Below are 24,207 nucleotides of genomic sequence, written 5' to 3' on the forward strand. Positions count from 1 at the left end.
ATTATAGCTTACGGGGCTGTATTTTTTTCTCGTCTGCGCCTAAGGGACCGGCGCAAAGTCGCCCTGCCTTTTGCCCCAGAGAAAGCTCTTTCCCATGAACGACGTCACCATCAAACGCGCCCTGTTGTCCGTGTCCGACAAATCGGGACTGATCGAACTGGGGCAGGCGCTGGGCAAACATGGCGTCGAACTGGTGTCCACCGGCGGCACGGCGAAAGCGCTGCGCGAAGCGGGCCTTGCGGTGAAGGATATTTCCGACCTGACCGGCTTCCCCGAAATGATGGACGGCCGCGTCAAGACGCTGCATCCCAAGGTGCATGGCGGCCTGCTCGCCGTGCGGGGCAATGCCGAACATGTGGCATCGATGGACGAACATGAAATCGGCGCGATCGATCTGGTGGTCGTCAACCTCTACCCCTTCGCCGCGACCGTGGCCAAGGGTGCGGACCGTGAAGAGATCATCGAGAATATCGACATTGGCGGCCCGTCCATGGTCCGTTCGGCCGCGAAGAACCACGAAAGCGTCGCGATCGTCACCGACCCGGCCGACTATGCCCGCCTGATCGCCGAAATGGGGGAAAAAAGCGGCGCGACCAGCTATGATTTCCGCCGGATGCTGGCCGCCAAGGCTTACGCCGCCACCGCCGCTTATGACTCGATGATCGCCAGTTGGTTCGCCTTCGCCGATCAGGGCGTGATGTTCCCCGAAACGCTGGCCGTGTCGAGCAAGCTGGGCGCTACGCTGCGCTATGGCGAAAACCCGCACCAGTCGGCCGCGCTCTACCTGCCTGTCGGTCCTTCCGCCAAGGGCATCGCCCAGGCGGAACAGATTCAGGGCAAGGAACTGAGCTACAATAATTATAACGACGCCGACGCCGCGCTGGAGCTGGTCAGCGAATTTCGCGACGGCCCGCCGACCGTGGTGATCGTGAAGCACGCCAATCCGTGCGGCGTCGCCACCGGCGAAACCCTGATCGAGGCCTATGAAGCCGCGCTCGCCTGCGACAGCGTGTCGGCGTTCGGCGGCATCATCGCGGTCAACCGCCCGCTCGACGGCCCGACCGCCGAAGCGATCAGCGGCATCTTCACCGAAGTCGTCGCCGCGCCCGACGCCGATGATGAGGCCAAGGCGATCTTTGCCAAGAAGAAGAATCTGCGCCTGCTGCTGACCGGCGACCTGCCCGATCCGGCCCGCCCCGGCCTGCAGATCAAGAGTATTGCGGGCGGCCTGCTGGTCCAGAGCCGCGACAATGGCAAGGTGGATCGCGACGCGCTGAAGGTCGTGACGAAGCGCGCGCCGACCGATCAGGAACTCAAGGACTGCCTGTTCGCCTGGACCGTGGCCAAACATGTGAAGTCCAACGCCATCGTCTATGCCAGAGACGGCAGCACCGCGGGCGTGGGCGCGGGCCAGATGAATCGCCTCGAATCCGCGCGCATCGCAGCGTGGAAGGCCAAGGATGCCGCTGAAAAGGCGGGCTGGGCCACCCCGCGCACGATCGGTTCGGCGGTTGCATCCGACGCCTTCTTCCCCTTTGCCGACGGCCTGCTGGCGGCGGTGGAGGCTGGCGCCACGGCCGTGATCCAGCCGGGCGGCTCCATCCGTGACGATGAAGTGATTGCCGCAGCAGACGAAGCGGGCCTTGCCATGGTCTTCACCGGCATGCGCCACTTCCGCCACTGATCCATCATGCAGGTGCGAAGCCATCTTCGCACCTGCAAAATCGCAGAAAACCGCCAATTTTTGCGAACTGGCCTCTTTTCAACTCTGCCGGGCGCGCCTATTTATACAGGTGACCCTACTTCCGCGTCAGACGTGGGGCAGAAAATATAAATGTTCGACAGGAGAATAGGATGACCAAGAAGATGCTGGTGGCGATGGCCGCCACGATGGCCCTTGCACTGCCCGGCGTGGCAAGCGCCGGCAGCAACGACATGGATGTGGTGGTCGACGGCCATGCCGGCACAGAAACCCGCACCCTCGCCGTGTCGCTTGCCGATCTCAACCTTGCCAGCACCAACGGCATGCGCCGTGCCGATTCGCGGCTGGTCCGCGCGTCCAAGCAGGTATGCGGTTTTGTCAACGGTTCGGTCCTGCCCGTGACTGACGATTATCGCAACTGCTATGGCAGCGCGATCGAAGGTGCACGCAGCGACCTGACCAGCCTGGCCCAGCGCCAGAGCTGAACTGCCGCGCCTGGAAATGAAAGAGGCCGCTCTACAGCATGTAGGGCGGCCTCTTGTCATATGCGCAGCGCATCATGCTTACCGATGATTAACCACTCCTTAGAGGATTTCCTTCACTCCCGTTTCACGAGGGATTTTCCGGGGGATTGACCTGCCATGTCGCGTACCGATCATCATGTGGACGTTGCCATCATCGGCGCCGGTCCGGCGGGCCTGACCGCCGCCTATTTGCTGACCAAGCAGGGGCTGAGCGTCACGGTCATCGAAAAAGACCCGGTCTATGTCGGCGGCATCAGTCGGACGGTCGAACTGGACGGCTACCGATTCGACATTGGTGGCCACCGCTTCTTTTCCAAGTCGCAGCAGGTCGTCGATCTGTGGAATGAAATCCTGCCCGACGATTTCATCCAGCGCCCGCGCATGAGCCGCATCTATTATGAAGGCAAATATTACAGCTATCCGCTGCGCGCCTTCGAAGCCCTGTGGAATCTCGGCATCTGGCGTTCCACGCTCTGCATGGCGAGCTTCGCCAAGGCCCGGCTGTTCCCCAATCGCAATGTTCGTTCCTTTCAGGACTGGACCGTCAACGCATTCGGTCACAAGCTGTTCTCGATCTTTTTCAAAACCTATACGGAAAAGGTCTGGGGCATGCCCTGCAACGAAATGTCCGCCGACTGGGCGGCGCAGCGCATCAAGGGACTGTCGCTGTGGGGCGCGGTGGTCGATGGCCTGAAGCGCAGCCTTGGCCTCAACAGGAAGCCCAATGACGGCATGGCGACCAAGACGCTGCTGGAAACATTCCGCTATCCGCGCCTTGGCCCCGGCATGATGTGGGAAGCCGCCCGCGACAAGGTGATCGCCGGTGGTAATCAGGTATTGATGGCGCACAGCTTCAAGCGGCTGGAGGAAGACAAGGACAATACCCGCTGGCGGCTGGTGTCGCAGGGGCCGGATGGCGATGTCGTCATCAATGCCGCCCATGTGATTTCGTCTGCGCCGATGCGCGAACTGGCCGGACGCATCCACCCCCTGCCCGCTACGCTGCCGCAGGCGATGGACCTCAAATATCGCGACTTCCTGACCGTCGCGCTGATGGTGAAGGGGGACGACATCTTCCCTGACAACTGGATTTATATCCACGACAGCAAGGTACGGGTCGGCCGTATCCAGAATTTCCGCAGCTGGTCGCCCGAAATGGTGCCCGACCCTTCGCTTGCCTGTGTCGGCCTTGAATATTTCTGCTTCGAAGGCGATGGCCTGTGGTCTGCATCCGATGCCGACCTGATCGCGCTCGCTACCCGCGAGATGGGACAGCTGGGCCTGTGCAGGGCGGAGGATGTGGTCGGCGGCGCAGTCGTGCGGCAGGAAAAGGCCTATCCCGTCTATGACGATGATTATGCCGCCAATGTGCTGGCGATGCGCAGCGAACTGGAAGCACGTTACCCGAGGCTGCATCTGGTCGGCCGCAACGGCATGCACCGTTACAATAATCAGGACCATGCGATGATGACGGCGATGCTGACCGTGCGCAACATCGTGGCGGGCGCGCGCGTCCATGACGTGTGGCAGGTCAATGAAGATGCCGAATATCATGAAGCGGGCGAAGAAGGTCAGGATGCCGACGCGCAGGCCGCTCTGGCCAGCGTCCGCGCCGTGCCTTCGCGCCTGAAAGCAGCCTGACGCTGATGACAGGGGGCGTCGGCGCGCTGCTGATGCGGTTGATGTTCGCCCGCTATCTTTTGGCCAGCATCGCCGCGCTCAGCTGTGATTTCGCCATTTTCCTGGCGCTGGATCATGGCGGCGCTACACCGCTGATCGCTGCATCGGCAGGATATACAATCGGGCTGATCGTCCACTGGATCGTCAGCACCCGTTTCGTTTTCATCATGGATCATGGCCCGACCCATATTCAGCGTGTCGGTTTCATCATCACCGCCGGGGTCGGCATGGCCACGACCATGGCATTGGTCGGCGCATTGAGCGCAGCGGGCATGTCACCCGCCATCGCCAAGCTGCTGTCGGTGCCAGCGAGTTTCATCATCGTCTATGCCATTCGAAAATATGTCCTTTTCGCAAAGGCCTGAGGTGCCGCGCGCCGCATCGTGGGCATTGCTGCTATGGTTGGCATGCTGCGCCGCCATGTTGCTGTTGCTCCGGGCGGATCTTCCTATATTGGGCTTCCGCGATCCCGACGACGCCATGCGGTTGACGCAGGTTCGCGACTGGATTGGCGGGCAAGCTTTCTGGGACGTCAGCCAGCATCGCGTGAACCCGCCGCTGGGCGGCCCGATGCACTGGTCGCGCGTCGTCGACATGCCGGTTGCGCTGATCATCCTTATCCTGACGCCGCTGGTCGGCGCACCGACGGCAGATATTGCCGCCTGCTCGATCGCGCCCCTGATCTTGCTGGGCGGCCTGACCGTTGCGCTGTTCATCGCCGCGCGCCGGTTAATGGGGAATATGGGGGCGCTGACGACCGTCGCGCTGCTGGTCATCACGCCGAGCGTCTTTGTCCGGTTCCTCCCGTTGCGGATCGATCATCATGGCTGGCAAACCATGCTGGCCGGATTGGCGCTATGCGGCGCGATCGACCAGCGGCCGCTGCGTGGTGGGATCATCACCGCGCTGTCTGTCGCCCTATGGCTCCAGATTTCTGCCGAAGCGCTGCCTTATGCGGCGATTTTCGCGTCGATACTGGCGCTGCGCCATGTAATGGCGCGCGATCAGGCGCCACGGTTCATGGCCTATGTCGTGACCCTGGGCATGCTGGCCACAATTTTTCTGGCACTGTTGCGCGGTCCGCAGGCATTGGCGGCACGCTATTGCGATGCCCTGTCCTATGTCTACGTCTGGCCTCTGGTTGCCCTGTCGCTGACCACCGCCTGCTTCGGCTGGGTGATCGGGACGAAGACGGCGGCGCATCGCGCGCTGATCGCTGCACTGGGCGGCGCCGCCGCCATCGCAGCCTTTCTGCTGACCGGCGGATCGTGCCTGACCGGCGACCCCTTCGCATCGCTGGGACCGGTCGCATATCGACTATGGTATATGCAGGTTCTGGAAGGACGACCGATCTGGGAGCAGACCCTGTCGTTGCAAGGCATCATCCTGCTGCCGTCGCTTCTGGGACTGGGCGCCAGCTTTTTCGCCGCGCGGGAAGCCGTGGGCGAAGCGCGGATGCGGTGGTTGACGCTGACATTGCTGATCACAGGAGCGATACTGGTATCGATGATGGTCGTGCGCGCGCTGTCCGTCGCGCATATGCTGTCGCTGCCCGGTATTGGATGGCTGCTGATGCGGCTGATTGCCAAGGTGCAGGCGCAACACACCGCCCTGCTGCGCGTGGGTGGATCGGTGGGGCTGATATTATTGACACCTGCGGGCCTTTGCGCCGCCTGGGTCGCGCCGACGAGCGAGCCTGAACCAACCAAGGCAAATGTCGCCAATTGCCGGTCTGCCGCCGTTCTGGCGCCGCTCGACAGGCTGCCGGTCGCGACATTGTTCGCACCACTCGACATCGGTCCCGATATTCTCGCCAAGACGCGGCACAGCGTCATCGGCACCGCGCATCATCGCAACAGCATCGGCATTACGGCGGTGATTCAAGGTTTCGTGGATGCCCCCGATCAGGCCCGCAACGTGATATTGCGGACCCGCGCCTCCTATCTCATCACCTGCGACGGGCTGAATGAGGGCATATTATATGGCAAGGAAAATGGCCGTGGTCTGGCCGCCATGCTCGCCAAGGGATCGACGCCTGATTGGCTGGAGCCACTGCCGATAAAGGGGCCTTTGCATATCTGGCGGATCAGGCGGGATTGAAGCGCAGCGCAACCCCGTTCATGCAGTAACGCCTGCCGGTCGGGCGCGGCCCGTCATCGAAGACATGGCCCAGATGCCCGCCGCATCGCGCGCAATGTACCTCGGTCCGGATTTCGCCAAGGCCCAGGTCACGGCTGGTGCCGACGGATCTGGGAAGCGCGGCCCAGAAACTGGGCCAGCCGGTGCCGCTATCGAACTTGGTTTTTGAACTGAAGAGTTGCTGGTCGCAGCCAGCGCAGGAAAACAACCCGGCGCGATGCTCTTCGTTGAGAGGGCTGGAACCGGGAAACTCCGTCGCTTTTTGTCGCAGAACCTTGTAAGCCCATGGACTGAGGCGCTTTTTCCACTCTGCATCGCTGAGCGCAAAGGGGTAGGCAGCCTCCGCCCGTTGCGGCCAGACCTGCCACAGAGCCACAGCCATGATGCCGCCTGTGATGCCACCCAGAAAATGCCGTCGATCCATGGCAAGCGGCATAGCGGCTTCAGCCTGTCGCGGGCCTGAACAGACGTTTCCACCAGCGCCCACCCGATTGCATCACATGGCGGCGGAACAGCAGCACGCCCACCCGGATGATGAGCGCCACGAAACTCGCCTGCCACAACAACGCCACCAGATGCGGCCACAGCGTCGCATCCTGCGCCGCACGCGCGATCATGGCGAAGGGCGAACTGAAGGGAAAGATGCAGGCCGCGACTTCGGCTGGCGCCCCCATATGATCCACGGCATAGCTGGCAAAAAAGAAGATGAGCATCTGAGCCATGGTGATGGGCATGTTCAGCGTCTGCACTTCGCGGACGGTCGCCGCCTGTGCGCCTATGCCCAGGAACAGCGACCCCAGCAGCGTATAGGCCATCGCAAAATACAGCACCGACAGGATCAGGAACATCGGCCAGCCGATCGCCGGAGCCGGCAAAGATCCCCCGCCGCCGCCGTGAAGGACGGCGAATATGGCAAAGGCCGTACCGCCCCAGAATGCGATGCCGACGAAGCTCATCGCCAGCATCGCCATCAATTTGCCGAGGAAGATCGCGTCGACCGGTACGGCGGCGGCCAATATCTCGATGATCTTGTTCGTTTTTTCTTCCACCAGATTGGACAGGATCATGCCCGCCAACAAAATGGTGAGGAAGAACATCACCACCTGCGCGATGCGGCCGATCAACAGGCGGGCCTGTGCCTGCGCACCCCGGCTGTCCGCGACCTCATGCCGCTGCACGGTGACGAATTTGAGGCTGCGTTCGGCCAGCGCGGCGGTGGAAAGCAGGCCGATGTCACCTTGTAGCTTGTCCAGATCCTCGACCTTGCCCGTCAGCACGGGATGCGCCAGCGTGCCGGTAAGGATCGCCACCATATCCGAATCGGAACGGGTCAGCTGCACCTGAGGCGCCGGAGACATCGGCGCGGGTCGCAGGCGTGGCAGGCTCTGGTCGCCCATGCGGTGGGCCAGCAGATCATGCGCCCTTTCCAGCGCCGCCTGGTCGGCAGGCGACATGGCGACGCCCACGGTGGGACGCAGATCGGTGTTGGAAATCCGGTCGCCAAGCCCGCCGAACGCCATACCGATCAGGATCGGCAGCAACGGTCCCAGCAGGAACAGGATGAAGGTGCGCGACAGCACGACGGCGGTGAAATCGCGCCGGGCGATGACATAGGCGGATCGCCAGAGCTGCATCATGCCGGTTCCTCCCGCGCTTCATCCTGCATCTGTCGGGCGGCCGCTTCCCCGGCGATGGCGACAAAGGCATCGTGCAAGCCAGGACGTTCGATGGACAGGCTTTCGATCCCCGCCTGTCCGTCGACCAGCGCCCGCAACAGCGGCTCTATCCCCTCATCGGGCAGCGCGAAATGCCAGGCCCCATCCTGCACCACCGTGTCGGCGGGCAGCGAACGCCGCCATGCACCGTCGGTCACGCGGGTGCGCAGGCGCACCTGTGGACGCAGCCGGTCCCTCGCCTCCCCCGGCGTACCTTCGAAACGGATGCGTCCTCCCGCGACGATGGCGATCCGTTCGCACAACCGTTCGGCATGGGCGATGACATGGGTGGAAAACAGGATGGTGACGCCGCTGCGCGCCTGTTCACGGATCAGGGCCTCCAGCTTTTCCTGATTAATCGCGTCCAGCCCGGAAAAAGGTTCGTCCAGTACTATCAGCCGGGGTTGATGGACGATGGTGCCGAACAATTGCACCGTCTGCGCCATGCCTTTCGACAATTGACGGATCGGCTTGTCGATCGACGCCCCCATGCCGTGACCATCCAGCATCGCCCTGGCCCGTTCGCGCCCTTCCTTCAGCGGCAATCCGCGCAGCGCACCCATGAAGGCAATCGCTTCAAACGCCTTCATCGACTGATAGAGGCCCCGTTCTTCGGGCAGATAGCCGACCTGTCGCGCCATGCGCAGAGGCTGGGTTTCGCCCAGCAGCATGCGATGGCCTTCGTCCGGGTCGATGATGCCGAGCAACGTGCGCAACAGGGTCGTCTTCCCCGCGCCATTTGGCCCCAGCACGCCATAAATGGCCCCGGTCGGCACGGCGATGTCGATGCCATCGACCGCCCGGAAATGGCCGAAGGTCTTCACAAGCCCATGTCCCTCGACGGCATAGGCCGCTGTCGGAGTGGGCACTGGGCTGGCTGGTGATGCCGGGGTGTCGCCGATCATCCCGCTTTGATAGTGCGGACCCATGGCCGTGCAAACTGAAACCTTCCCGGCTGGCGATGCGGCGCGGAAACGCGGTCCCGTTTACGCTGATGCCCTTATTGCTTTTTCCGTATTCAGCGAGCCGTCGGCTGCTCCGATGCTCCGGCCCTATTTGGTTTGCAGCGCGGTGGCGCAGGCCGCAGGATCGACATCATTGCCCGCAGGCGTGCGCGCGTCGACATGGGTCACGACCGGCTCCTTGCCCCGCGCAGGTGCGTAGAGATAGGCGTCGAGCACGCAACGGCCGTTGGCGAACTGCAATTTGCGCACGGTGGTTTCGCGAATGTCGAGCCGGGGCTGACCGAACATCTGGGTCAGGCGCCTTGCGTCGGTGCCCAGCAACGGCCCCTGTTTCATGAAAGCACTGGCTGGCGGCCCCGGCGGTGGCGCGATGGGCCGGGCGGGCGGCACGACGCTGCCCGCGCCGCACGCCGCCAAAGGCAACGCAAGCAGGGACGTCAGAGCCGAACGGCCATAAAGGCCCCGAAAGAGAGACGTCATGGCTTGTTTTTCCGTCCGAGCAGCATGTGGACCGCCATAGCCGCGCTGAAGATCGGCGCAAGCAGGTTGGCGACGGGCACCATGAACAGAAGCGCCGAAACGAGGCCCATGAGCCACCGGCTGCTGCGCGATATGGGCGATGATGCGGGGTGGCGCGGTTCGACCATGTCGGCCATGTCGCGCCCCAGCAGATAGGCGTTGAGTATCAGGAACAACCCGATCGTGCCGACGCCCGTCACCAGCAGCAGAATATAAGCAGGCAAGGCGATCAGGTTCCAGCCGAGCGTGCGCACGACCGAGCGGGCGGCGAAGCGCAGGCTGCGCGCCCAGCCAACCGGCCGGGCGGTGACATGGGGATAATCGCGCCGCTCCACCGCCTCTATGATGTCGTCGGCGAACAGGCCCATGATTGCCATGGCCGTGGCGCGGAACAGCAGCCATCCGGCACCGATCATGACGATCGCGGTGACGCCCGCTTCGCCATAGCCGCCCCCGCCCCACCTCAAATGCAGGCGGGCGGCATGAAATCCAGCCCATGAAGCCGCCGCCATCCCCGCGAACAGCAGCAAAGTCAGCACAAGCGTCTTGACCAGCAGGCGCAACGCCGCGCCGTGGCAAATCGACGGAAAAGCACGCAGGGCGGCGATCAGAACCATATGCCTGCTATCCTCCTCGCCGATCGTGGCGTCAATCGCGGCCGTTGCATGACATGGGCAGGACCGGTAAAGGCCGTGAAATTTTATAACTTCCAAATCGCCGAAGGATATTGCGTGACCGTTTCCGCCCCCATTCTGGATGTCGTTGCGATCGGCAATGCCATCGTCGACGTGATCGCGCGCAGCGACGATGGCTTTCTGGCGCAGCACGCGCTGACCAAGGGCGGGATGCAGCTGATCGATGCCGATATGGCCGAAACCCTTTATGCCGACATGCCCCAGGCCAAGGAAATCAGCGGCGGATCGGCCGCCAATACGCTGGCCGGGCTGGCGGCGCTGGGCAAGAAATGCGGCTTTATCGGGCAGGTCAATGACGACCAGCTGGGCGCGGTGTTCGCTCATGACGTCCACGCGCTGGGCATTCGGTTCGATACGCCCGCGATGCAGGGCGATGTGCCGACCGCGCGCTGCCTGATCCTTGTCACGCCCGACGCGCAGCGGACCAGGAACACCTTCCTTGGCGCATCGCAGTTTCTGCCCGAAGCCGCGCTGGACCTGGAGATGATCCAGTCGGCGGGGATTCTCTATCTGGAAGGCTATCTGTGGGATCCGGCACAGCCGCGCGCGGCGATGCGGGCCGCCATCGACGCGGCGCGGGGCGCGGGACGCAAGGTTGCCTTTACCCTGTCCGACAATTTCGTGATCGACCGCCATCGCGCGGACTTCATCGACCTGATCGAACAGGGCCAGATCGACATCCTCTTTTCGAACGAGGGCGAAATCCAGTCGCTGGCGCAGGTCGACGATTTCGAAAAGGCGCTGGCCCGTTTCGCCGACAAGGTGTCGGTGTTGGTGTCGACACGCGGAGAAAAGGGCGCGGTCGCCATCGTCAATGGCGTCCGTCATGAAGCGCCCGCCGCGCCGGTGTCGCAGATCATCGACACGACTGGTGCGGGCGACCTGTTCGCCGCTGGTTTCCTGGCCGCGCATATCGACGGCCGCAGTGTTGAAGATTCGCTGGCGCTGGGCGCAGCGGCCGCGGCCGAAGTCATTTCGCACTGGGGCGCGCGCCCTGAAGACGATCTTGGCGTGATCCGCGACACATTGTTCGCCTGACATTCCTGCCAGCCATATTTCGCAAAAAGGCCCGATCCTTCGTCAGGATCGGGCCTTTTTCATGATGCCTTCTTGCGGAACAGGGTGCGGTCTTCCGGGCCAAAGCCCCAGCGCCAGATGACGATGCCGTAAACCCCCAATATCGCCCAGACGCCGACGACCAGTTCTACCCATTCCAGACGGGGCGGCAGGGCCACGAAACCCGCCCCCACGATACAGGCGATGCCCGCCGCGCTCAGCAGCGGCCAGCGCCATGCGTTGATCGGCGCATCCAGAAGGGTCGAGAGCAGGCGCGCCTTCACAAAGGCGCCCACGCCCAGCGCCAGACAGAGCGCCAGAGCGGGCGCGGCGGCGATCCACATCACCGGCAGATCCAGTCTGCGCGCGATCAGAACGAGGGCGAAGCTGAATGCCGCTTGCAGGCCGATCATGACGAGCGAGATCATCAGGTTGCGATGGCGCGCAATATACACAAGCGCCGATTCGCTGACGACGGCGGTGGCCGCAACCACTTCGGCCAGCAGCAGGAATGCAAGGGCGCCAGTGCCGCCGACGAAATGCGGCCCGACAAGGCCCATCACCGCTTCGCCCGGAATGCCGAGCGCCAGCGCGATGCCGGTCTGCGCCGCGATGATCCAGAAACCGACCTGGCTGACCTGTTTAGCGATGACGCCCAGATTATTTTCAGCAAGGTTACGGGTGATGACCGGGCCAAGAATGGGGTCGAAGCTGGTCTTCAGCTTCTGCGGCAGGGATGCGACCTGCTGGGCAACATAGTAGATCCCGATCACCGCCGGGCTGACGAACAGGCCCAATATCGCCATGTCCAGCCTGCGCGATCCCCATTCCACACCGTCCGCCGCCGCCAGCGGCAGGTTGCGCCGGGCAAGCCGCCACAAGCGGCCGAAGTCGGGCCGCCAGCCAGCGGGCACGCCATAATGGCGCGCCATGGGGATGATCGACGCGATGAGCGCGGCGATCATCGACACGGCATAGGACAGGATCAGGCCGTCGCGGGTCGAATAAAAGGCGAAGGCAAAGGCGCCGATGCTGATCGTCCAGGGTTCGATGATGGATCGCGCCCGAACCGTCGCGCCGACATCGAAGCGGTAGGCGCAGGCCGCCAATGCGACGTCCGATCCCGCCACCGCGATCACGACCAGCGCGAGCAACCGGTCGAGGCCGTTGATGACGCTGTTGGGAAACATCGCCTGCGGAAAGGCGATGAGCAGGCCCGCGCCCACCAGTGATGCGGTGAGCGTCACGACCATGGCGTCGGTCACGACATGGGTATGGGGCCGTTCGGTCTGACTGAGCGCGCCTGCAAGGCCGCGTTTCAGGCCCAGCGTCGCGATCTGGGCCACGAACTCCACCACCAGCACCGCATAGGCGAACCGGCCCAGCGCTTCGGCGCCATAGACACGCCCGGCGATGAACAGGAACGGCAGACGCGCCGCCAGACGCAGCAGAAAACCGAACACGTTCGTTCGCCCGCCCTTGGCCAGAGCGGCGATGTCATCCTGATCCTTGGCAGGGGATGCCTCTGTCGCCAAATTACCCTGAACCTCTTGCGTCATATGATTTCTATTTCTGTTGTAGGCGCAATGCCGGGGCAGCGCGACGGCTTATTCGGGGCGCAGCGGCCGGGCGAGCAGCGCGTCGATAACATCCGTCAGCGGCGCCGCATCGGTCAGTAGCGCACAGACCGCCTCCACCACCGGCATTTCGACGCCTGCGGCGCGGGCCGCATCGCGCAGCACCGGCGCGGTATGCGCGCCTTCAGCAACGGTGCGGCGGTTGGACAGGAGGTCAGCGGCGCTGGCGCCCTCCCCCAGCCCCTTGCCCAGCGAGAAGTTGCGCGAATTGGTGGAAGAACAGGTGAGGACCAGATCGCCCAGGCCCGAAAGACCGCCCAATGTTTCCGCCCGTGCGCCGCGCGCCAGGCCAAAACGCGTCATTTCCGCAAATCCGCGACTGATGAGCGAGGCACGGGCGTTGAGGCCAAGGCCCGCCCCGTCCGACACGCCGCATGCAATGGCCAGAACATTCTTTACCGCACCGCCGATTTCCGCACCGATCACGTCGTCGGACAGATAGGGGCGGAAGGACGGACGGGCGATGCGCGCGGCAAGGCGCTGGCCAAGGTCGCGGTCTTCGCAGGCGAGGGTGATGGCGGTCGGCAGCCCCTTTGCCACCTCATGCGCGAAGGTCGGCCCGGACAGGACGGCGATGGGCGACGTCGGTTGAGCCTGCGCAGCCACTTCCGACATTAGCAGGCTGGTGCCTGCCTCTATCCCCTTGGAACACAGGACGAGCGGAACGCCTGCGGGCGCCCGCGCCACGACGCTGCGCAGATGCTGGGCGGGGCTGACGACCAGCAGCATGTCGCACGCGCCAAGGTCAGCCATGTCGCCGGTCGCACGGATCGATGGCGCTAGCGGGATATTGGCAAGGTAGAGCGGATTTTCATGCGTGGTGTTGATCGCGTCGATCACATCGCCTTCCAGCGCCCACAACGTCACATCCTGCCCATCGCTGGCCAGCAATTGCGCCAAGGCCGTGCCCCAGGCGCCCGCACCGATGACTCCCGCCTTCATGCTTTCACTCCTGCTCCACGTGCCTTTTCCGCAGCTGGGTCGAGCGGCCAGCGCGGCCGTGCCGGGATCGTCAGATCGTCGACTAGGCCCACGGCGTAACGTTCCGCCCCCGCCCATGCGATCATCGCCGCATTGTCGGTGCATAGCCACAGCGGCGGCGCGACGAAGGGCAGGTCATGGTCGGCCGCTAGCGATTGAAGCGCGGTGCGGATCGGCTGATTGGCGGCGACCCCGCCCGCCACGACGAGTGCGGTCACGCCTTTACTCTGCCCCAGCGCCTTGCGCGTGCGGTCCACCAGACAGTCGATCACCGCCTGCTGAAAGGAGGCGGCGATGTCCGACATCGCATATTGGCCGGACTGTGCGGCGCGCATGACCGCGCTTTTGAGACCAGCGAAGGAGAAATGCGGTTCGGCCGTACCGACCAGCGGGCGCGGCAGGGGCACCGCCTTCGGATTGCCCGTCGCCGCCGCTTTTTCCACCAGCGGACCACCGGGATAGCCAAGGCCCAGCAGCTTGGCGGTCTTGTCAAAGGCTTCGCCTGCCGCATCGTCGATGGTGGTGGCAAGGCGGACATAATCGCCCGGCCCCTTCACATGCAGCAACTGGCAATGCCCGCCCGATACCAACAGCAGCAGATAGGGGAATTGCAATGTCGGATCGGCAAGGCGCGGCGAAAGCGCATGCCCTTCCAAATGGTTGACGGCCACCAGCGGCTTGCCCGCCGCATGGGCCAGCGCCTTGCCGGTGACGAGGCCGACCATCACGCCACCGATCAGGCCTGGCCCGGCGGTGGCCGCGATGACATCGACATCGGCCAGCGTCATCTTGGCATCGGCCAGCGCCGCTTCGACCAGCGGCGCCAATGCCTCCACATGCGCACGCGCCGCGATTTCCGGGACGACGCCGCCATAGGGGCGATGCGCCTCTTCCTGTGTGGCGAGTCGATGCGCCAATATCCGGCCATCGGCCGTCACAAGCGCCGCCGCGGTTTCGTCGCAGCTTGATTCCAGGCCAAGGATGATGGTCATTGCCGCTTCCATCTAATGCCCGTGGCCATTAGAGCAAGCCGCATATGCTTTTCACCGATCGACCGTTGCGCCTCGGCACCAGAGGATCGCCACTCGCGCTGGCCCAGGCCCGCATGACCGCCCGCGCCCTTTGCGACGCCCATGGCTGGACCGCCGACGCCATCACCATCGTTACCGTACAGACCAGCGGCGACCGGATACAGGATCGGGCGCTGGCGGACATAGGCGGCAAGGCGCTGTGGACCAAGGAACTGGACCGGGCGCTGATGACGGGCGAGATCGATTTTGCGGTGCATAGCATGAAGGATGTGGAGACGGTGCGGCCCGATGCAATCCGTATCGTGGCCATGCTGCCCCGCGCCGATGTGCGCGACCGGTTGGTGGGCGCGGCCGATTTTTCCGCGCTGCCCGCCAACCCCATTATCGGCACCAGCTCGCCGCGCCGCGCGGCGCAGGTGAAACGGCTTCGCCCCGATGCCACCATCACCCTGTTTCGCGGCAATGTCGCCACGCGGCTGGCTAAGCTGGCGGCGGGAGAGGTGCATGCGACATTGCTGGCGGCGGCTGGACTGGACAGGCTGGATCAGCGCGACGTCGGCGTGACCATATCGATCGACACCATGCTGCCCGCACCATCGCAGGGCGCCGTCGGGATAGAGGCGCTAGGCGACAATCAGGCCATCGTCGCCGCATTGGCGGCGATCAACGATGGAGACACAAGCGACGCGGTACTGGCCGAGCGCGCCGTGCTGAAAGGACTGGGCGGCACATGCCATTCCCCGATTGCGGCACTGGCAAGGGTGGAAGGCGACGGACTATACCTGATTGCAGAGATCATCAGTCCGGATGGACAGGAAACGGTTCGGGAAGAGGCACGCCTGTCTCGCAGCGACAGGATTGCGGCGGAAGCGATCGGACAGGCGCTGCTCGACCGCGCCAGCCCGGCATTGCGCGCCCTGTTCGAAGCGTGACGCGGATCCTGATCCTGCGGCCCGAACCGGCGGCAGGCAGGACGGCTGCCAGAGCGACGGCTCTGGGCATGGAGGTGCGGCGCCATCCCCTCTTCGCACCCCATGCCATCGACTGGACGCCGCCGCCGGCCGCGACCTTCGATGCCCTGTTGCTGACCAGCGCCAATGGCGCGCGGCTGGCCGGACCGGCGCTGGCCGATTATCGCAGCCTGCCGACTTACGCCGTGGGTCCGGCCACCGCGCAGGCGCTGGCAGCGGCGAGATTTGACGCCGTCATCGCGGGCGACGGCGACGGCAGCGCCATCGCCGCCCGGATCGCGGCGGACGGCCATCGCCATGTGCTGCATCTGGCGGGCACGACCGTCGCCCCCATGGAAGCCGGGTCCGCCGCCATCACCCGGATTGCGGTCTATAGCATGGCCGCCCTTCCCCCCGATCCCGCGCTGATCGAGGATGCCGTGCCGGGCAGCATCCTTGCGGTCCATTCGTCCCGCGCCGGGGAACGGCTAGCCCAACAGATTCCCGAACCGATGCGCGCGACGCTGCATGTCGTTGCGATCAGCGCAGCGGCGCTCACCGCCTGTGGCGATGGCTGGGCCAGCGTTCAGGCGGCCGTGACGCCCACCGATGACGATATGCTGGCCCTCGCCCTCCGATTGTGCGAATGACTTGCGCGATGGATAATGAAAGGGTCGGCATGCGCGTAGAGGATGGGCTTGTCGGTGCGAGCGAAACGCCCGCGCCGCCGCGTCGCCGCATTGTCCTGCCCCTGCTGATCCTGACGTTGCTGGCCTTTGCTCTGGGCGTTGCCATCACGGTATGGGCCTGGCCGCAGATTCAGCGCCGCTGGGGCGATCCGCAACCGCGCACCAACCCGCAAATGCCGGTGCAGGGCCTGATCACCGAAACGAACAATGGCGTGACCGTGCGCCCATTGGCGGACGATGCCGCACAGGTGCTGGATACGCGGGTCGTCCAGCTGGAGGAACGGCTCAACCGCATTACCGTGGAGGCGCAGGCGGCATCGGGCAATGCCGCGCGGGCCGAAGGATTGCTGGTCGCCTTTGCCGCGCGCCGCGCGCTCGATAACGGAACGCCGCTCGGCTATATCGAAGGGCAGCTGCGCCTTCGCTTCGGACAGGCGCAGCCCCGTGCCGTCGCGGCCATCATCAACGCCGCGCGCGAACCCATCACGCTGGCCGACCTGCGCGGTGGCCTGATGGACGTTGCGGGTCAGGTGACGACCCCGTCCGCCAGCGCGGGATGGTGGGATGCGCTGGAACATGAAGCGCGCGAACTCATCACCATCCGCCGCGCGTCTACCCCCTCCCCACGTCCTCAGGTCGCCATGGAACGGGCGCTGCGCTTCATCGACGGTGGCCGGGTCGCCCCGGCGCTGGCAGAAGTGGAGCGGATGCCGGGCAGGACCGCCGCCGACCGGTGGATGCAATATGCCCGCCGCTATCTGGAGGCGCGGCGCGCGCTCGACCTCATCGAAACGGCAGCCATATTGGAACCGCGCCAGTTGCACGGCACCGAAGGCGTTGCCGTCAGCCAGACGTCTCCACTGGCGCCCTGACATTATACGAACCACCGGTGTCACAAACGACGAACCGTTGATCCACTGAGGCGAAACCGATAGACGCTGACCGCGTTGGTCACGATAATGTCATCTTTTCCCGTCTTCAAAATCGAGGCGGCGTTCAGGGATTTCATCGTCGTGCCGCCTTATGCTCAAGCTGTCAGTAGTTTCTGGAAGGATCGCCTTGCGCCCGGTCCGCGCGCGGCACAGCTGCCGCCGCTGCAACAGCTTCTGGGCAATCTGAGCGTACCGTTCGATCTGTCGCGCACCCGGTCGCAAGCCGCCCTGCTGGCCAGCCGGATGAAAGGTGACGGCCGGTCGGTGCTGTTGATCCCCGGCCTGATGGCATCGGAACAGCGGATGGGATGGATGCGCGATATATTGAACGCCGCGGGCTATGACGCGCATGACTGGGGGATGGGCCGCAATTTCGGGCCGAAGCCCGACAGCCTGAGCAGGATCGACCAGCGGGTCGATGCCATCCGCCAGCATAGCGGCGCGCCCGTCACGTTGGTGGGCTGGAGCCTTGGCGGCCTCTACGCCCGCGAATATGCCAAATTTGCCGGCAGCAAGGTCGGCGGCGTGGTGACGATGGGCACGCCCTTTTCCGGCGACCCGCGTGCCAACCATGCATGGCGCCTGTATCAGCTGGTTTCGGGGTTTCCTGTCGATCGTCCGCCCTTCCCCTGCACACGTGAGGAAAAGCCACCGGTGCCCACCGTCGCCCTGTGGTCGCAGCGTGACGGCGTGATCCTGCCAGAATGCGCCAAGGGCCGCGCGGGCGAGCGCGACAAGGCGATCGAGGTCGATTGCACCCATATGGGCTTTGCTGCCTCACCAGAAGGCATTGCAGCCGTGGGCAAGGCGCTGGAAGCGATCCAGCGCCAGTAATTACGGGCGCCAGCAATCCCGACGTCAATAATCCGGACGCCGGTCCTTATCAGGCGCCACCGGCCAGACGCGCCAGCGCTTCTTCCCGGCCGATCAGCGGCAGCAACTGCCCCATATCCGGCCCATGATCCAGCCCCGTCAGCGCGCGCCTGAGCGGCTGGAACAGCGCCTTGCCCTTTCGCCCCGTCTCTTCCTTCAAGGCCCCGGTCAGCGTCCGCCAGATGTCCGCATCGAAAGAAGCGTCCGAGAGGATGCGATGCGCAGCGGTCAGGAAATCGCGGTCTTCATCGGCGACAGCGGGCGCATCAATCGGCCCGGTGACGATGGCCCACCAGTCCGCCGCGCCCGCAACCGTTTCCAGATTCGGGCGGATGGCGTCCCATGCGACGGCGTCCACGCCCTGCGGCAGGCGATCGGCCACCGCGTCGAAGGGCAGGATATGTACGATCTTCTGATTGAGCGTCGCCAGTTCGCCTTCATCAAAACGCGCAGGCGCACGACCGAAATGGGCAAAATCGAAAGTTTCGATCAGCGGCGCCATGTCCGCAAATGGCTCGATGGGCTGCGAACTGCCGAGGCGGGCGAGCAGCGATGCGATGGCGGCCGGTTCCAGCCCGATCTCGCGGAAATGCGCGACGCCGATCGACCCCAGACGCTTGGACAGTTTGCCCTCGCTGCCGGTCAGCAGCGCTTCATGCGCGAAAGCGGGCAGCGATGCGCCAAGGGCGGTGAACATCTGGATCTGCGTCGCGGTGTTGGACACATGATCCTCACCCCGCAGAACATGGGTCACCCCCATGTTGATGTCGTCGATAACCGATGGCAACATATAGAGCCAAGAACCGTCGGCGCGGCGGATCACCGGGTCGGACAGCAGCTTCGCATCGAAACGCTGTTCGCCACGGATCAGGTCGGTCCACATGATCGGCTGGTCATGATCCAGCCTGAAACGCCAGTGGGGCGTGCGCCCTTCGGCCTCATAGGCCGCAATCTGATCGGGCGTCAGCGACAGGGCGGCGCGGTCATAGACCGGCGGCAGACCGCGCCCCAGCAGCACCTTGCGCCGCAGGTCCAGTTCCTGACTGGTTTCATAGGCAGGATAGACATGGCCCGACGCCTTCAGCGCCTCGAACCGCGCTTCATACAGGGCGAAACGGTCGGACTGCTTTTCCTCGCCATCCCAGTGGAGACCGAGCCATTGCAGGTCCGCCCTGATCCCGTCCGCATATTCGGCGCGCGACCGTTCGATGTCGGTATCGTCCAGGCGCAGCAGGAACCGGCCACCGGACTTGCGCGCCCACAGCCAGTTGTGAAGCGCAGCGCGGATGTTGCCGACATGAAGATGGCCGGTCGGCGACGGGGCGAAGCGGGTGATGACGGTCATGATACTCTTTGCCCGGCTTATATCGTGCGGAAGCCGTTGGTGATCGGATAGCGGCGGTCGCGACCGAAATTGCGGATGCCCAGCTTCACGCCCGGCGGCGACTGGCGGCGCTTATATTCAGCAATGTAGAGCAGGCGCTCGATCCGGGCGACCGTCTCCTTCTCGAACCCCCGTTCGACCAGCTTGTCGACCGACAATTCCTCCTCAACCAGGCCGTAGAGGATGGGGTCCAGAATTTCATAGGGTGGCAGGCTGTCGTCGTCGCGCTGATTGTCGCGCAATTCGGCGCTGGGCGGCTTGGTGATGACGCGTTCGGGCATCACGGGGCCAGCCGGGCCAAAGCCTTCGCCCAGCGACGGGACATTGTCGTTGCGCCAGCGGCAAAGGTCGAACACCGTCGTCTTGTACGCATCCTTCAGCACCGAATAACCGCCCGCCATGTCGCCATAGATGGTGGCGTAGCCGACCGACATCTCGCTCTTGTTGCCGGTCGTCAGCAACATATGGCCGAATTTGTTGGACAGGCCCATCAGGGTTATGCCGCGAATGCGGGACTGGATATTTTCTTCGGCCAGGTCGCGCCCGCGCCCTTCGAAGGTGGGCGCCAGCATGGCATCGAATGCCGCGACAGCCGGTTCGATGGGGATGATGTCGTAACGCACGCCAAGCAGCCGCGCACATTCGACCGCATCGTCCAGACTGTCCTGCGAGGTGAAGCGCGACGGCATCATCACGCACCACACCCGGCCCGCGCCCAGCGCATCGACCGCGACGGCGGCGGACAGCGCGGAATCGATGCCGCCCGACAGGCCCAGCACCACGCCGGGGAAGCGATTGCGGTTCACATAGTCGCGCAGGCCCAGCACCATCGCATTATAGATGTCGGCCGGATGCGGATCGAGCGCGTGCTGCTCACCGGGCAGGCAGATCCACCGGCCCTCCCATTTTTCCCATGTCGTGATCGTCAGCGCTTCTTCCCAGTCGGGCATCTGATGCGCGATGGAGAGGTCGCCGTTCATCACGAAGGATGCACCGTCGAACACCAGTTCGTCCTGCCCGCCCACGCGGTTCAGATAAACGAGCGGCAGGCCGGTTTCGCGGACGCGAGTGCCCGCCACGGCATTCAGCCGACGGTCGTCCTTGTCCACTTCATAGGGGCTGCCATTGGGGCTGATCAGGATTTCCGTGCCCTCGCTGCGCAGATGCGCCGTGACGAAGGGGAACCATATGTCCTCGCAGATCGGCACGCCGATCTTCACGCCGCGAAAATCGATCGGCGCAGGCAGCGGGCCGGGCGCGAACAGCCGCTTTTCGTCGAACGTGCCGTAATTGGGCAGTTCGCGCTTCTGCCGGATCGCCGTGACGGCGCCATTGTCGATCAGCGCGACGACGTTGAACAGCACGCCCTGCGACGCGACCACCGTGCCCACCAACATGGCCGGCCCGCCATCGGCGCTTTCCTGCGCCAGCCGGTCCAGCTGATAATTGGCCTGATCGACCAGAGCGGGCTTGAGCACCAGATCTTCGGGGGGATAGCCGATCAGTTGCAGTTCGGGATAAACGATCAGGTCCGCGCCCTTCGCCCGCGCGCGCCATTCCAGCATGGCGTCGGCATTGGCCTTGAGGTCGCCCACGGACTGGGTCATCTGCGCAAGCGCGATCACGAGTTTATCGGTCATAGGGCGGGCCCTAGAGTATTTTTCGCCCCAACGAAAATGCTCTGTTTTTCGATGCCGCATTTTTGAGCAGGATGCCCGCTTAACGGCGCGCCGCGCGCATTTCGTCGCAAGGCGCAAAAGCGCCTTTCCACATGCGCCACGCGCCGCTAAAGGGGCCGCGTTTCGCGCATCGTCACCAATTCGTCATGTCATTTTCCACGGGGGGTTTTCGCCATGAAACTCATGACCGGCAATTCGAACAAGCCGCTTGCGGCCGCCATCGCCGATTATATCGGCATCCCTCTGACCGACGCCAGCGTCCGTCGCTTCGCCGACGAAGAAGTTTTCGTGGAAATTCATGAGAATGTCCGCGGCGAAGACGTGTTCGTCATTCAGTCGACGGCCTATCCGACCAACGACAATCTGATGGAATTGCTGATCATGATCGACGCGCTGAAACGCGCATCGGCCAAGCGAATCACCGCCGTCGTCCCCTATTTCGGCTATGCCCGTCAGGATCGGAAGCCCGGCCCGCGCACCCCGATCAGCGCCAAGCTGGTCGCCAACCTGATCACCACGGCGGGCGCCGACCGCGTCCTGTCGGTCGATCTGCACGCAGGCCAGATTCAGGGCTTTTTCGACATCCCGACCGATAACCTGTTCGGCGCGCCGGTCATGTCGGCCGATATTCAGGCCCGTTTCGGCGACAAGAACATCATGGTCGTGTCGCCCGACGTCGGCGGCGTGGTGCGCGCCCGTGCGCTGGCCAAGCGGCTCGACAACGCGCCGCTCGCCATCGTCGACAAGCGCCGCGAACGCGCCGGTGAATCCGAAGTCATGAACATCATCGGCGATGTGTCGGGCCGTTTCTGCATCCTGATCGACGACATCGTCGATTCCGCAGGTACGCTGTGCAACGCCGCCGGTGCACTCAAGGCGGCGGGCGCGGAAGACGTCATCGCCTATGTCAGCCATGGCGTGCTGTCGGGCGGCGCCGTCGCCCGCGTGGAAGCGTCCGAACTGCTCGAACTGGTCATCACCGACTCGATTCAGGGCACCGATGCCGTGGTCAACGCTCAGCGCATCCGCCATCTGCCCATCGCCCCGCTGCTGGGCGAAGCGATCAAGCGCATCGCCGACGAAAGCTCGGTTTCCAGCCTGTTCGACTGAATTTGGCTACGCCGCTGGGAACAACACCAGCGGCGTCGCACAAAGCAGGATCAGCGCCACGACGATGCGCTGGCCCCGCGATATGCCAAGCGGCTTGCCACGCCAGATCATGGGACAAGCCAGAACCGCCAGACCGATCACCAGATTGGACAACAGCAACGAACCGCCGATCGGCATGTCCTGCCGCAGCGCGAGTCCCGCGAACAGAGCAGCGAAGCTCAATATCCAGCCCAATATTGCCATTGACGCGTCCCTTCCGATCAAAAGCTAGAACGACGGGGTTGCCGAAGGCTTAACCGGCCCACGGATCGTAGCTGCCAAAGCTCCAGACATTGCCTTCCGGGTCGAGCGCGGTGTAGCCACGCCCCGGATAGCCCGGATTGTCATGCGGTTCATCCACGACGACCGCGCCTTCATTGCGGGCGTGGAGGCAATGCGCATCGGGATCGGGCACCATGATGTAGACGCAGGCAGTAATCCCGCCCAGATCGCGCGCCGTGGACCAGGTATAGAGCGACTCCTGCTCCATATCCTTGACGCTGCCCAGCATGACCATGCCATTTTCCAGCACCAGTTGCGCATGATGGATGATCGCCGGATCGGCATCGTCAGGATAGACGGCATGGCGTTCGAAACCGAAAGCGGCGCACAGGAAATCGATGGCGGCAGGCGCATCGGCATAGCGCAGACACGGGATGACAGGCGCACCGGGCATCTTCCCCTCCTTGTTCAGGACGCCATATAGTCTAGCCTAAAGTCGGCGCAGTCGCTAGGCGAAGGACATGACGACCCGCGACGATCTGGCCCTTGCCAACCGCCTTGCCGACGCCGCTGGCGCCGCCATCCGCCCCTTTTTCCGCGCCCGCTACGATATGGAGATCAAGGCGGACAAGTCCCCGGTGACGGAGGCCGACCGCGCTGCCGAAGCCGCCATCCGCGCGATACTGGAAAAGGAACGGCCCGATGACGGCATCATCGGCGAAGAATATGGATCGGTGCGCACCGATGCGGATCGGGTGTGGATACTCGATCCGATCGATGGGACGCGCAGCTTCATCGCCGGGCGGCCGATATTCGGCACGCTGATCGCACTGACCCAGGGAGGATGGCCAACCATCGGCATCATCGACCAGCCGATTGCGCAGGAACGCTGGACGGGCATGAGCGGGCAGCCGACCACCTTTAACGGCAAGCCTGTGCGCACGCGGGCCTGTAAGGCGCTGGAGGGGGCAGGCATTGCCACCACCAGCCCGCATCTCTTCGCGGAGGGCGACGTCCCCCATTATATGGCGCTGGTCGCCGCCGTATCGGGCGGATCGCCGCGTCAGGGGCCGGTCTATGGCGGGGACTGCTATAATTACGGGCTGCTGTCATCCGGCTTTCTGGACATCGTCATCGAATCCGGTTTGCAAAGCTATGACTTCGCCGCGCTGGTGCCGGTGGTGGAGGGTGCGGGCGGCCTGATGTGCGACTGGAATGGCGAACCGCTGACCGCCGACAGCGAAGGCCATGTGCTGGCGCTGGGCGATCCGGCACGGTTGGAAGATGTGCTGGAGGCGATCCATGGCGCCAGCGAGCATCATGGGCATGACCATCATCATTGATCGGCGCGCCGAATCGCTTGCCTTTTCTTGCGCGGACCACTAAGGGCCGCCCTTCGCGATATTCGGAAAGACCGCCCGGCTAACTAGGGCTGCCGTGGCTGTCTGTAATCGTCGCGCCAAACAAGGAGACGAAAATGCCCAAGATGAAGACCAAGAGCGGTGTGAAGAAGCGCTTCAAGTTCACCGCCACCGGCAAGGTGAAGCACGGCGTCGCTGGCAAGCGTCACCGCCTGATCAGCCACAACGCCAAGTATATCCGTCAGAACCGCGGCACGTCCGTCCTGTCGGATTCCGATGTTGCCCATGTGCGCCTGTGGGCGCCCTACGGCCTGAAGTAAGGAG

25 protein-coding genes are annotated in these 24,207 nt (G+C 64.0%); 13 read left to right on the top strand and 12 right to left on the bottom strand.

What is annotated here, in order from left to right; translation table 11 throughout:
- The first annotated feature begins 94 nt into the window (after positions 1-94).
- The 5 genes from purH (at position 95) to ACOJSJ_RS08015 (ending at position 6,006) form a co-directional block, all read left to right on the top strand.
- Positions 95-1,684: a bifunctional phosphoribosylaminoimidazolecarboxamide formyltransferase/IMP cyclohydrolase gene (purH, locus tag ACOJSJ_RS07995; RefSeq protein WP_420144455.1), complete on the top strand. Its 1,590-nt coding sequence runs from the start codon at positions 95-97 to the stop codon at positions 1,682-1,684.
- A 170-nt stretch (positions 1,685-1,854) separates the two neighbouring features.
- Positions 1,855-2,187 carry a UrcA family protein gene (locus tag ACOJSJ_RS08000; protein ID WP_420144456.1) on the top strand — a complete coding sequence of 111 codons (333 nt, stop codon included), beginning with the start codon at positions 1,855-1,857 and terminating at the stop codon, positions 2,185-2,187.
- Positions 2,188-2,343: 156 nt separating this feature from the next.
- Positions 2,344-3,867 carry an NAD(P)/FAD-dependent oxidoreductase gene (locus ACOJSJ_RS08005; RefSeq protein WP_420144457.1) on the top strand — a complete coding sequence of 508 codons (1,524 nt, stop codon included), beginning with the start codon at positions 2,344-2,346 and terminating at the stop codon, positions 3,865-3,867.
- Positions 3,868-3,872: 5 nt separating this feature from the next.
- On the top strand, positions 3,873-4,271 hold the full coding sequence (locus tag ACOJSJ_RS08010; protein ID WP_420144458.1) for a GtrA family protein: 399 nt from the start codon (positions 3,873-3,875) through the stop codon (positions 4,269-4,271).
- Positions 4,272-4,326: 55 nt separating this feature from the next.
- Positions 4,327-6,006, top strand: coding sequence for a hypothetical protein (locus ACOJSJ_RS08015; RefSeq protein ID WP_420144459.1), 1,680 nt, complete (start codon positions 4,327-4,329; stop codon positions 6,004-6,006).
- On the opposite strand, the gene msrB is transcribed toward ACOJSJ_RS08015, so the two are convergent.
- The 5 genes from msrB to ACOJSJ_RS08040 all read right to left on the bottom strand — a co-directional run bounded on the left by msrB (position 5,993) and on the right by ACOJSJ_RS08040 (position 9,861).
- A complete protein-coding gene (msrB, locus tag ACOJSJ_RS08020; protein ID WP_420144460.1) occupies positions 5,993-6,469 on the bottom strand; it encodes a peptide-methionine (R)-S-oxide reductase MsrB in 477 nt (158 codons plus the stop codon). The genes ACOJSJ_RS08015 and msrB overlap by 14 nt on opposite strands.
- Positions 6,470-6,488: 19 nt before the next feature.
- Positions 6,489-7,682, bottom strand: a complete 1,194-nt coding sequence (locus ACOJSJ_RS08025) for an ABC transporter permease (RefSeq protein ID WP_420144461.1) — start codon at positions 7,680-7,682, stop codon at positions 6,489-6,491.
- Complete coding sequence (locus tag ACOJSJ_RS08030) at positions 7,679-8,665, bottom strand: ABC transporter ATP-binding protein (protein WP_420144462.1); 987 nt, start codon at positions 8,663-8,665, stop codon at positions 7,679-7,681. The genes ACOJSJ_RS08025 and ACOJSJ_RS08030 overlap by 4 nt, the downstream gene beginning before the upstream one ends.
- 147 nt (positions 8,666-8,812) lie before the next feature.
- A complete protein-coding gene (locus ACOJSJ_RS08035; protein ID WP_420144463.1) occupies positions 8,813-9,205 on the bottom strand; it encodes a hypothetical protein in 393 nt (130 codons plus the stop codon).
- Complete coding sequence (locus ACOJSJ_RS08040) at positions 9,202-9,861, bottom strand: EI24 domain-containing protein (protein ID WP_420144464.1); 660 nt, start codon at positions 9,859-9,861, stop codon at positions 9,202-9,204. Before ACOJSJ_RS08040 ends, ACOJSJ_RS08035 begins: the two co-directional genes overlap by 4 nt.
- Before the next feature lie 114 nt (positions 9,862-9,975).
- Here ACOJSJ_RS08040 and ACOJSJ_RS08045 point away from each other — a divergent pair, with 114 nt between their 5' ends.
- Positions 9,976-10,977, top strand: coding sequence for an adenosine kinase (locus ACOJSJ_RS08045; protein ID WP_420144465.1), 1,002 nt, complete (start codon positions 9,976-9,978; stop codon positions 10,975-10,977).
- A 59-nt stretch (positions 10,978-11,036) separates the two neighbouring features.
- Here ACOJSJ_RS08045 and ACOJSJ_RS08050 read toward each other — a convergent pair whose 3' ends face one another.
- Genes ACOJSJ_RS08050 through tsaD form a run of 3 tightly spaced genes read right to left on the bottom strand, consistent with a single transcriptional unit; the run spans position 11,037 to position 14,605 of the window.
- Positions 11,037-12,554: a lipopolysaccharide biosynthesis protein gene (locus tag ACOJSJ_RS08050; RefSeq protein WP_420144466.1), complete on the bottom strand. Its 1,518-nt coding sequence runs from the start codon at positions 12,552-12,554 to the stop codon at positions 11,037-11,039.
- A 48-nt stretch (positions 12,555-12,602) separates the two neighbouring features.
- Complete coding sequence (locus ACOJSJ_RS08055) at positions 12,603-13,574, bottom strand: NAD(P)H-dependent glycerol-3-phosphate dehydrogenase (protein ID WP_420144467.1); 972 nt, start codon at positions 13,572-13,574, stop codon at positions 12,603-12,605.
- Positions 13,571-14,605 carry a tRNA (adenosine(37)-N6)-threonylcarbamoyltransferase complex transferase subunit TsaD gene (tsaD, locus tag ACOJSJ_RS08060; RefSeq protein ID WP_420144468.1) on the bottom strand — a complete coding sequence of 345 codons (1,035 nt, stop codon included), beginning with the start codon at positions 14,603-14,605 and terminating at the stop codon, positions 13,571-13,573. Before tsaD ends, ACOJSJ_RS08055 begins: the two co-directional genes overlap by 4 nt.
- 44 nt (positions 14,606-14,649) lie before the next feature.
- Here tsaD and hemC point away from each other — a divergent pair, with 44 nt between their 5' ends.
- The 4 genes from hemC to ACOJSJ_RS08080 all read left to right on the top strand — a co-directional run bounded on the left by hemC (position 14,650) and on the right by ACOJSJ_RS08080 (position 18,049).
- On the top strand, positions 14,650-15,576 hold the full coding sequence (gene hemC / locus ACOJSJ_RS08065) for a hydroxymethylbilane synthase (RefSeq protein ID WP_420144469.1): 927 nt from the start codon (positions 14,650-14,652) through the stop codon (positions 15,574-15,576).
- Positions 15,573-16,244 (top strand): uroporphyrinogen-III synthase, encoded by a 672-nt coding sequence (locus tag ACOJSJ_RS08070; protein WP_420144470.1) that lies wholly within the window; start codon positions 15,573-15,575, stop codon positions 16,242-16,244. Before hemC ends, ACOJSJ_RS08070 begins: the two co-directional genes overlap by 4 nt.
- Before the next feature lie 29 nt (positions 16,245-16,273).
- Positions 16,274-17,155 carry a hypothetical protein gene (locus ACOJSJ_RS08075; protein ID WP_420144471.1) on the top strand — a complete coding sequence of 294 codons (882 nt, stop codon included), beginning with the start codon at positions 16,274-16,276 and terminating at the stop codon, positions 17,153-17,155.
- 141 nt (positions 17,156-17,296) lie between these two features.
- The gene (locus ACOJSJ_RS08080; RefSeq protein ID WP_420144481.1) at positions 17,297-18,049 is read left to right on the top strand and encodes an esterase/lipase family protein; all 753 of its coding nucleotides are present in this window, start codon (positions 17,297-17,299) and stop codon (positions 18,047-18,049) included.
- Positions 18,050-18,098: 49 nt separating this feature from the next.
- On the opposite strand, the gene gltX is transcribed toward ACOJSJ_RS08080, so the two are convergent.
- Positions 18,099-19,433 (bottom strand): glutamate--tRNA ligase, encoded by a 1,335-nt coding sequence (gene gltX, locus ACOJSJ_RS08085; RefSeq protein WP_420144472.1) that lies wholly within the window; start codon positions 19,431-19,433, stop codon positions 18,099-18,101.
- Between the two features lie 17 nt (positions 19,434-19,450).
- Positions 19,451-21,112, bottom strand: a complete 1,662-nt coding sequence (locus tag ACOJSJ_RS08090; RefSeq protein ID WP_420144473.1) for an NAD+ synthase — start codon at positions 21,110-21,112, stop codon at positions 19,451-19,453.
- Between the two features lie 213 nt (positions 21,113-21,325).
- Between ACOJSJ_RS08090 and ACOJSJ_RS08095 the strand changes: the two genes are divergently transcribed.
- The gene (locus tag ACOJSJ_RS08095) at positions 21,326-22,261 is read left to right on the top strand and encodes a ribose-phosphate pyrophosphokinase (protein ID WP_420144474.1); all 936 of its coding nucleotides are present in this window, start codon (positions 21,326-21,328) and stop codon (positions 22,259-22,261) included.
- A gap of 6 nt (positions 22,262-22,267) precedes the next feature.
- Here the strand turns inward: ACOJSJ_RS08095 and ACOJSJ_RS08100 are convergent, their stop codons facing one another.
- Both ACOJSJ_RS08100 and ACOJSJ_RS08105 read right to left on the bottom strand, forming a co-directional pair.
- Positions 22,268-22,504: a hypothetical protein gene (locus ACOJSJ_RS08100; RefSeq protein ID WP_420144475.1), complete on the bottom strand. Its 237-nt coding sequence runs from the start codon at positions 22,502-22,504 to the stop codon at positions 22,268-22,270.
- Between the two features lie 49 nt (positions 22,505-22,553).
- A complete protein-coding gene (locus tag ACOJSJ_RS08105) occupies positions 22,554-22,976 on the bottom strand; it encodes a VOC family protein (RefSeq protein WP_420144476.1) in 423 nt (140 codons plus the stop codon).
- A gap of 67 nt (positions 22,977-23,043) precedes the next feature.
- Between ACOJSJ_RS08105 and ACOJSJ_RS08110 the strand changes: the two genes are divergently transcribed.
- Entirely contained in the window at positions 23,044-23,865 is an 822-nt protein-coding gene (locus tag ACOJSJ_RS08110) for an inositol monophosphatase family protein (protein WP_420144477.1), read from the top strand.
- A 134-nt stretch (positions 23,866-23,999) separates the two neighbouring features.
- The gene (gene rpmI, locus ACOJSJ_RS08115; protein WP_056690492.1) at positions 24,000-24,203 is read left to right on the top strand and encodes a 50S ribosomal protein L35; all 204 of its coding nucleotides are present in this window, start codon (positions 24,000-24,002) and stop codon (positions 24,201-24,203) included.
- Positions 24,204-24,207 lie beyond the last annotated feature (4 nt).

Source organism: Sphingobium sp., from assembly GCF_048594625.1.
GTDB lineage: Bacteria > Pseudomonadota > Alphaproteobacteria > Sphingomonadales > Sphingomonadaceae > Sphingobium.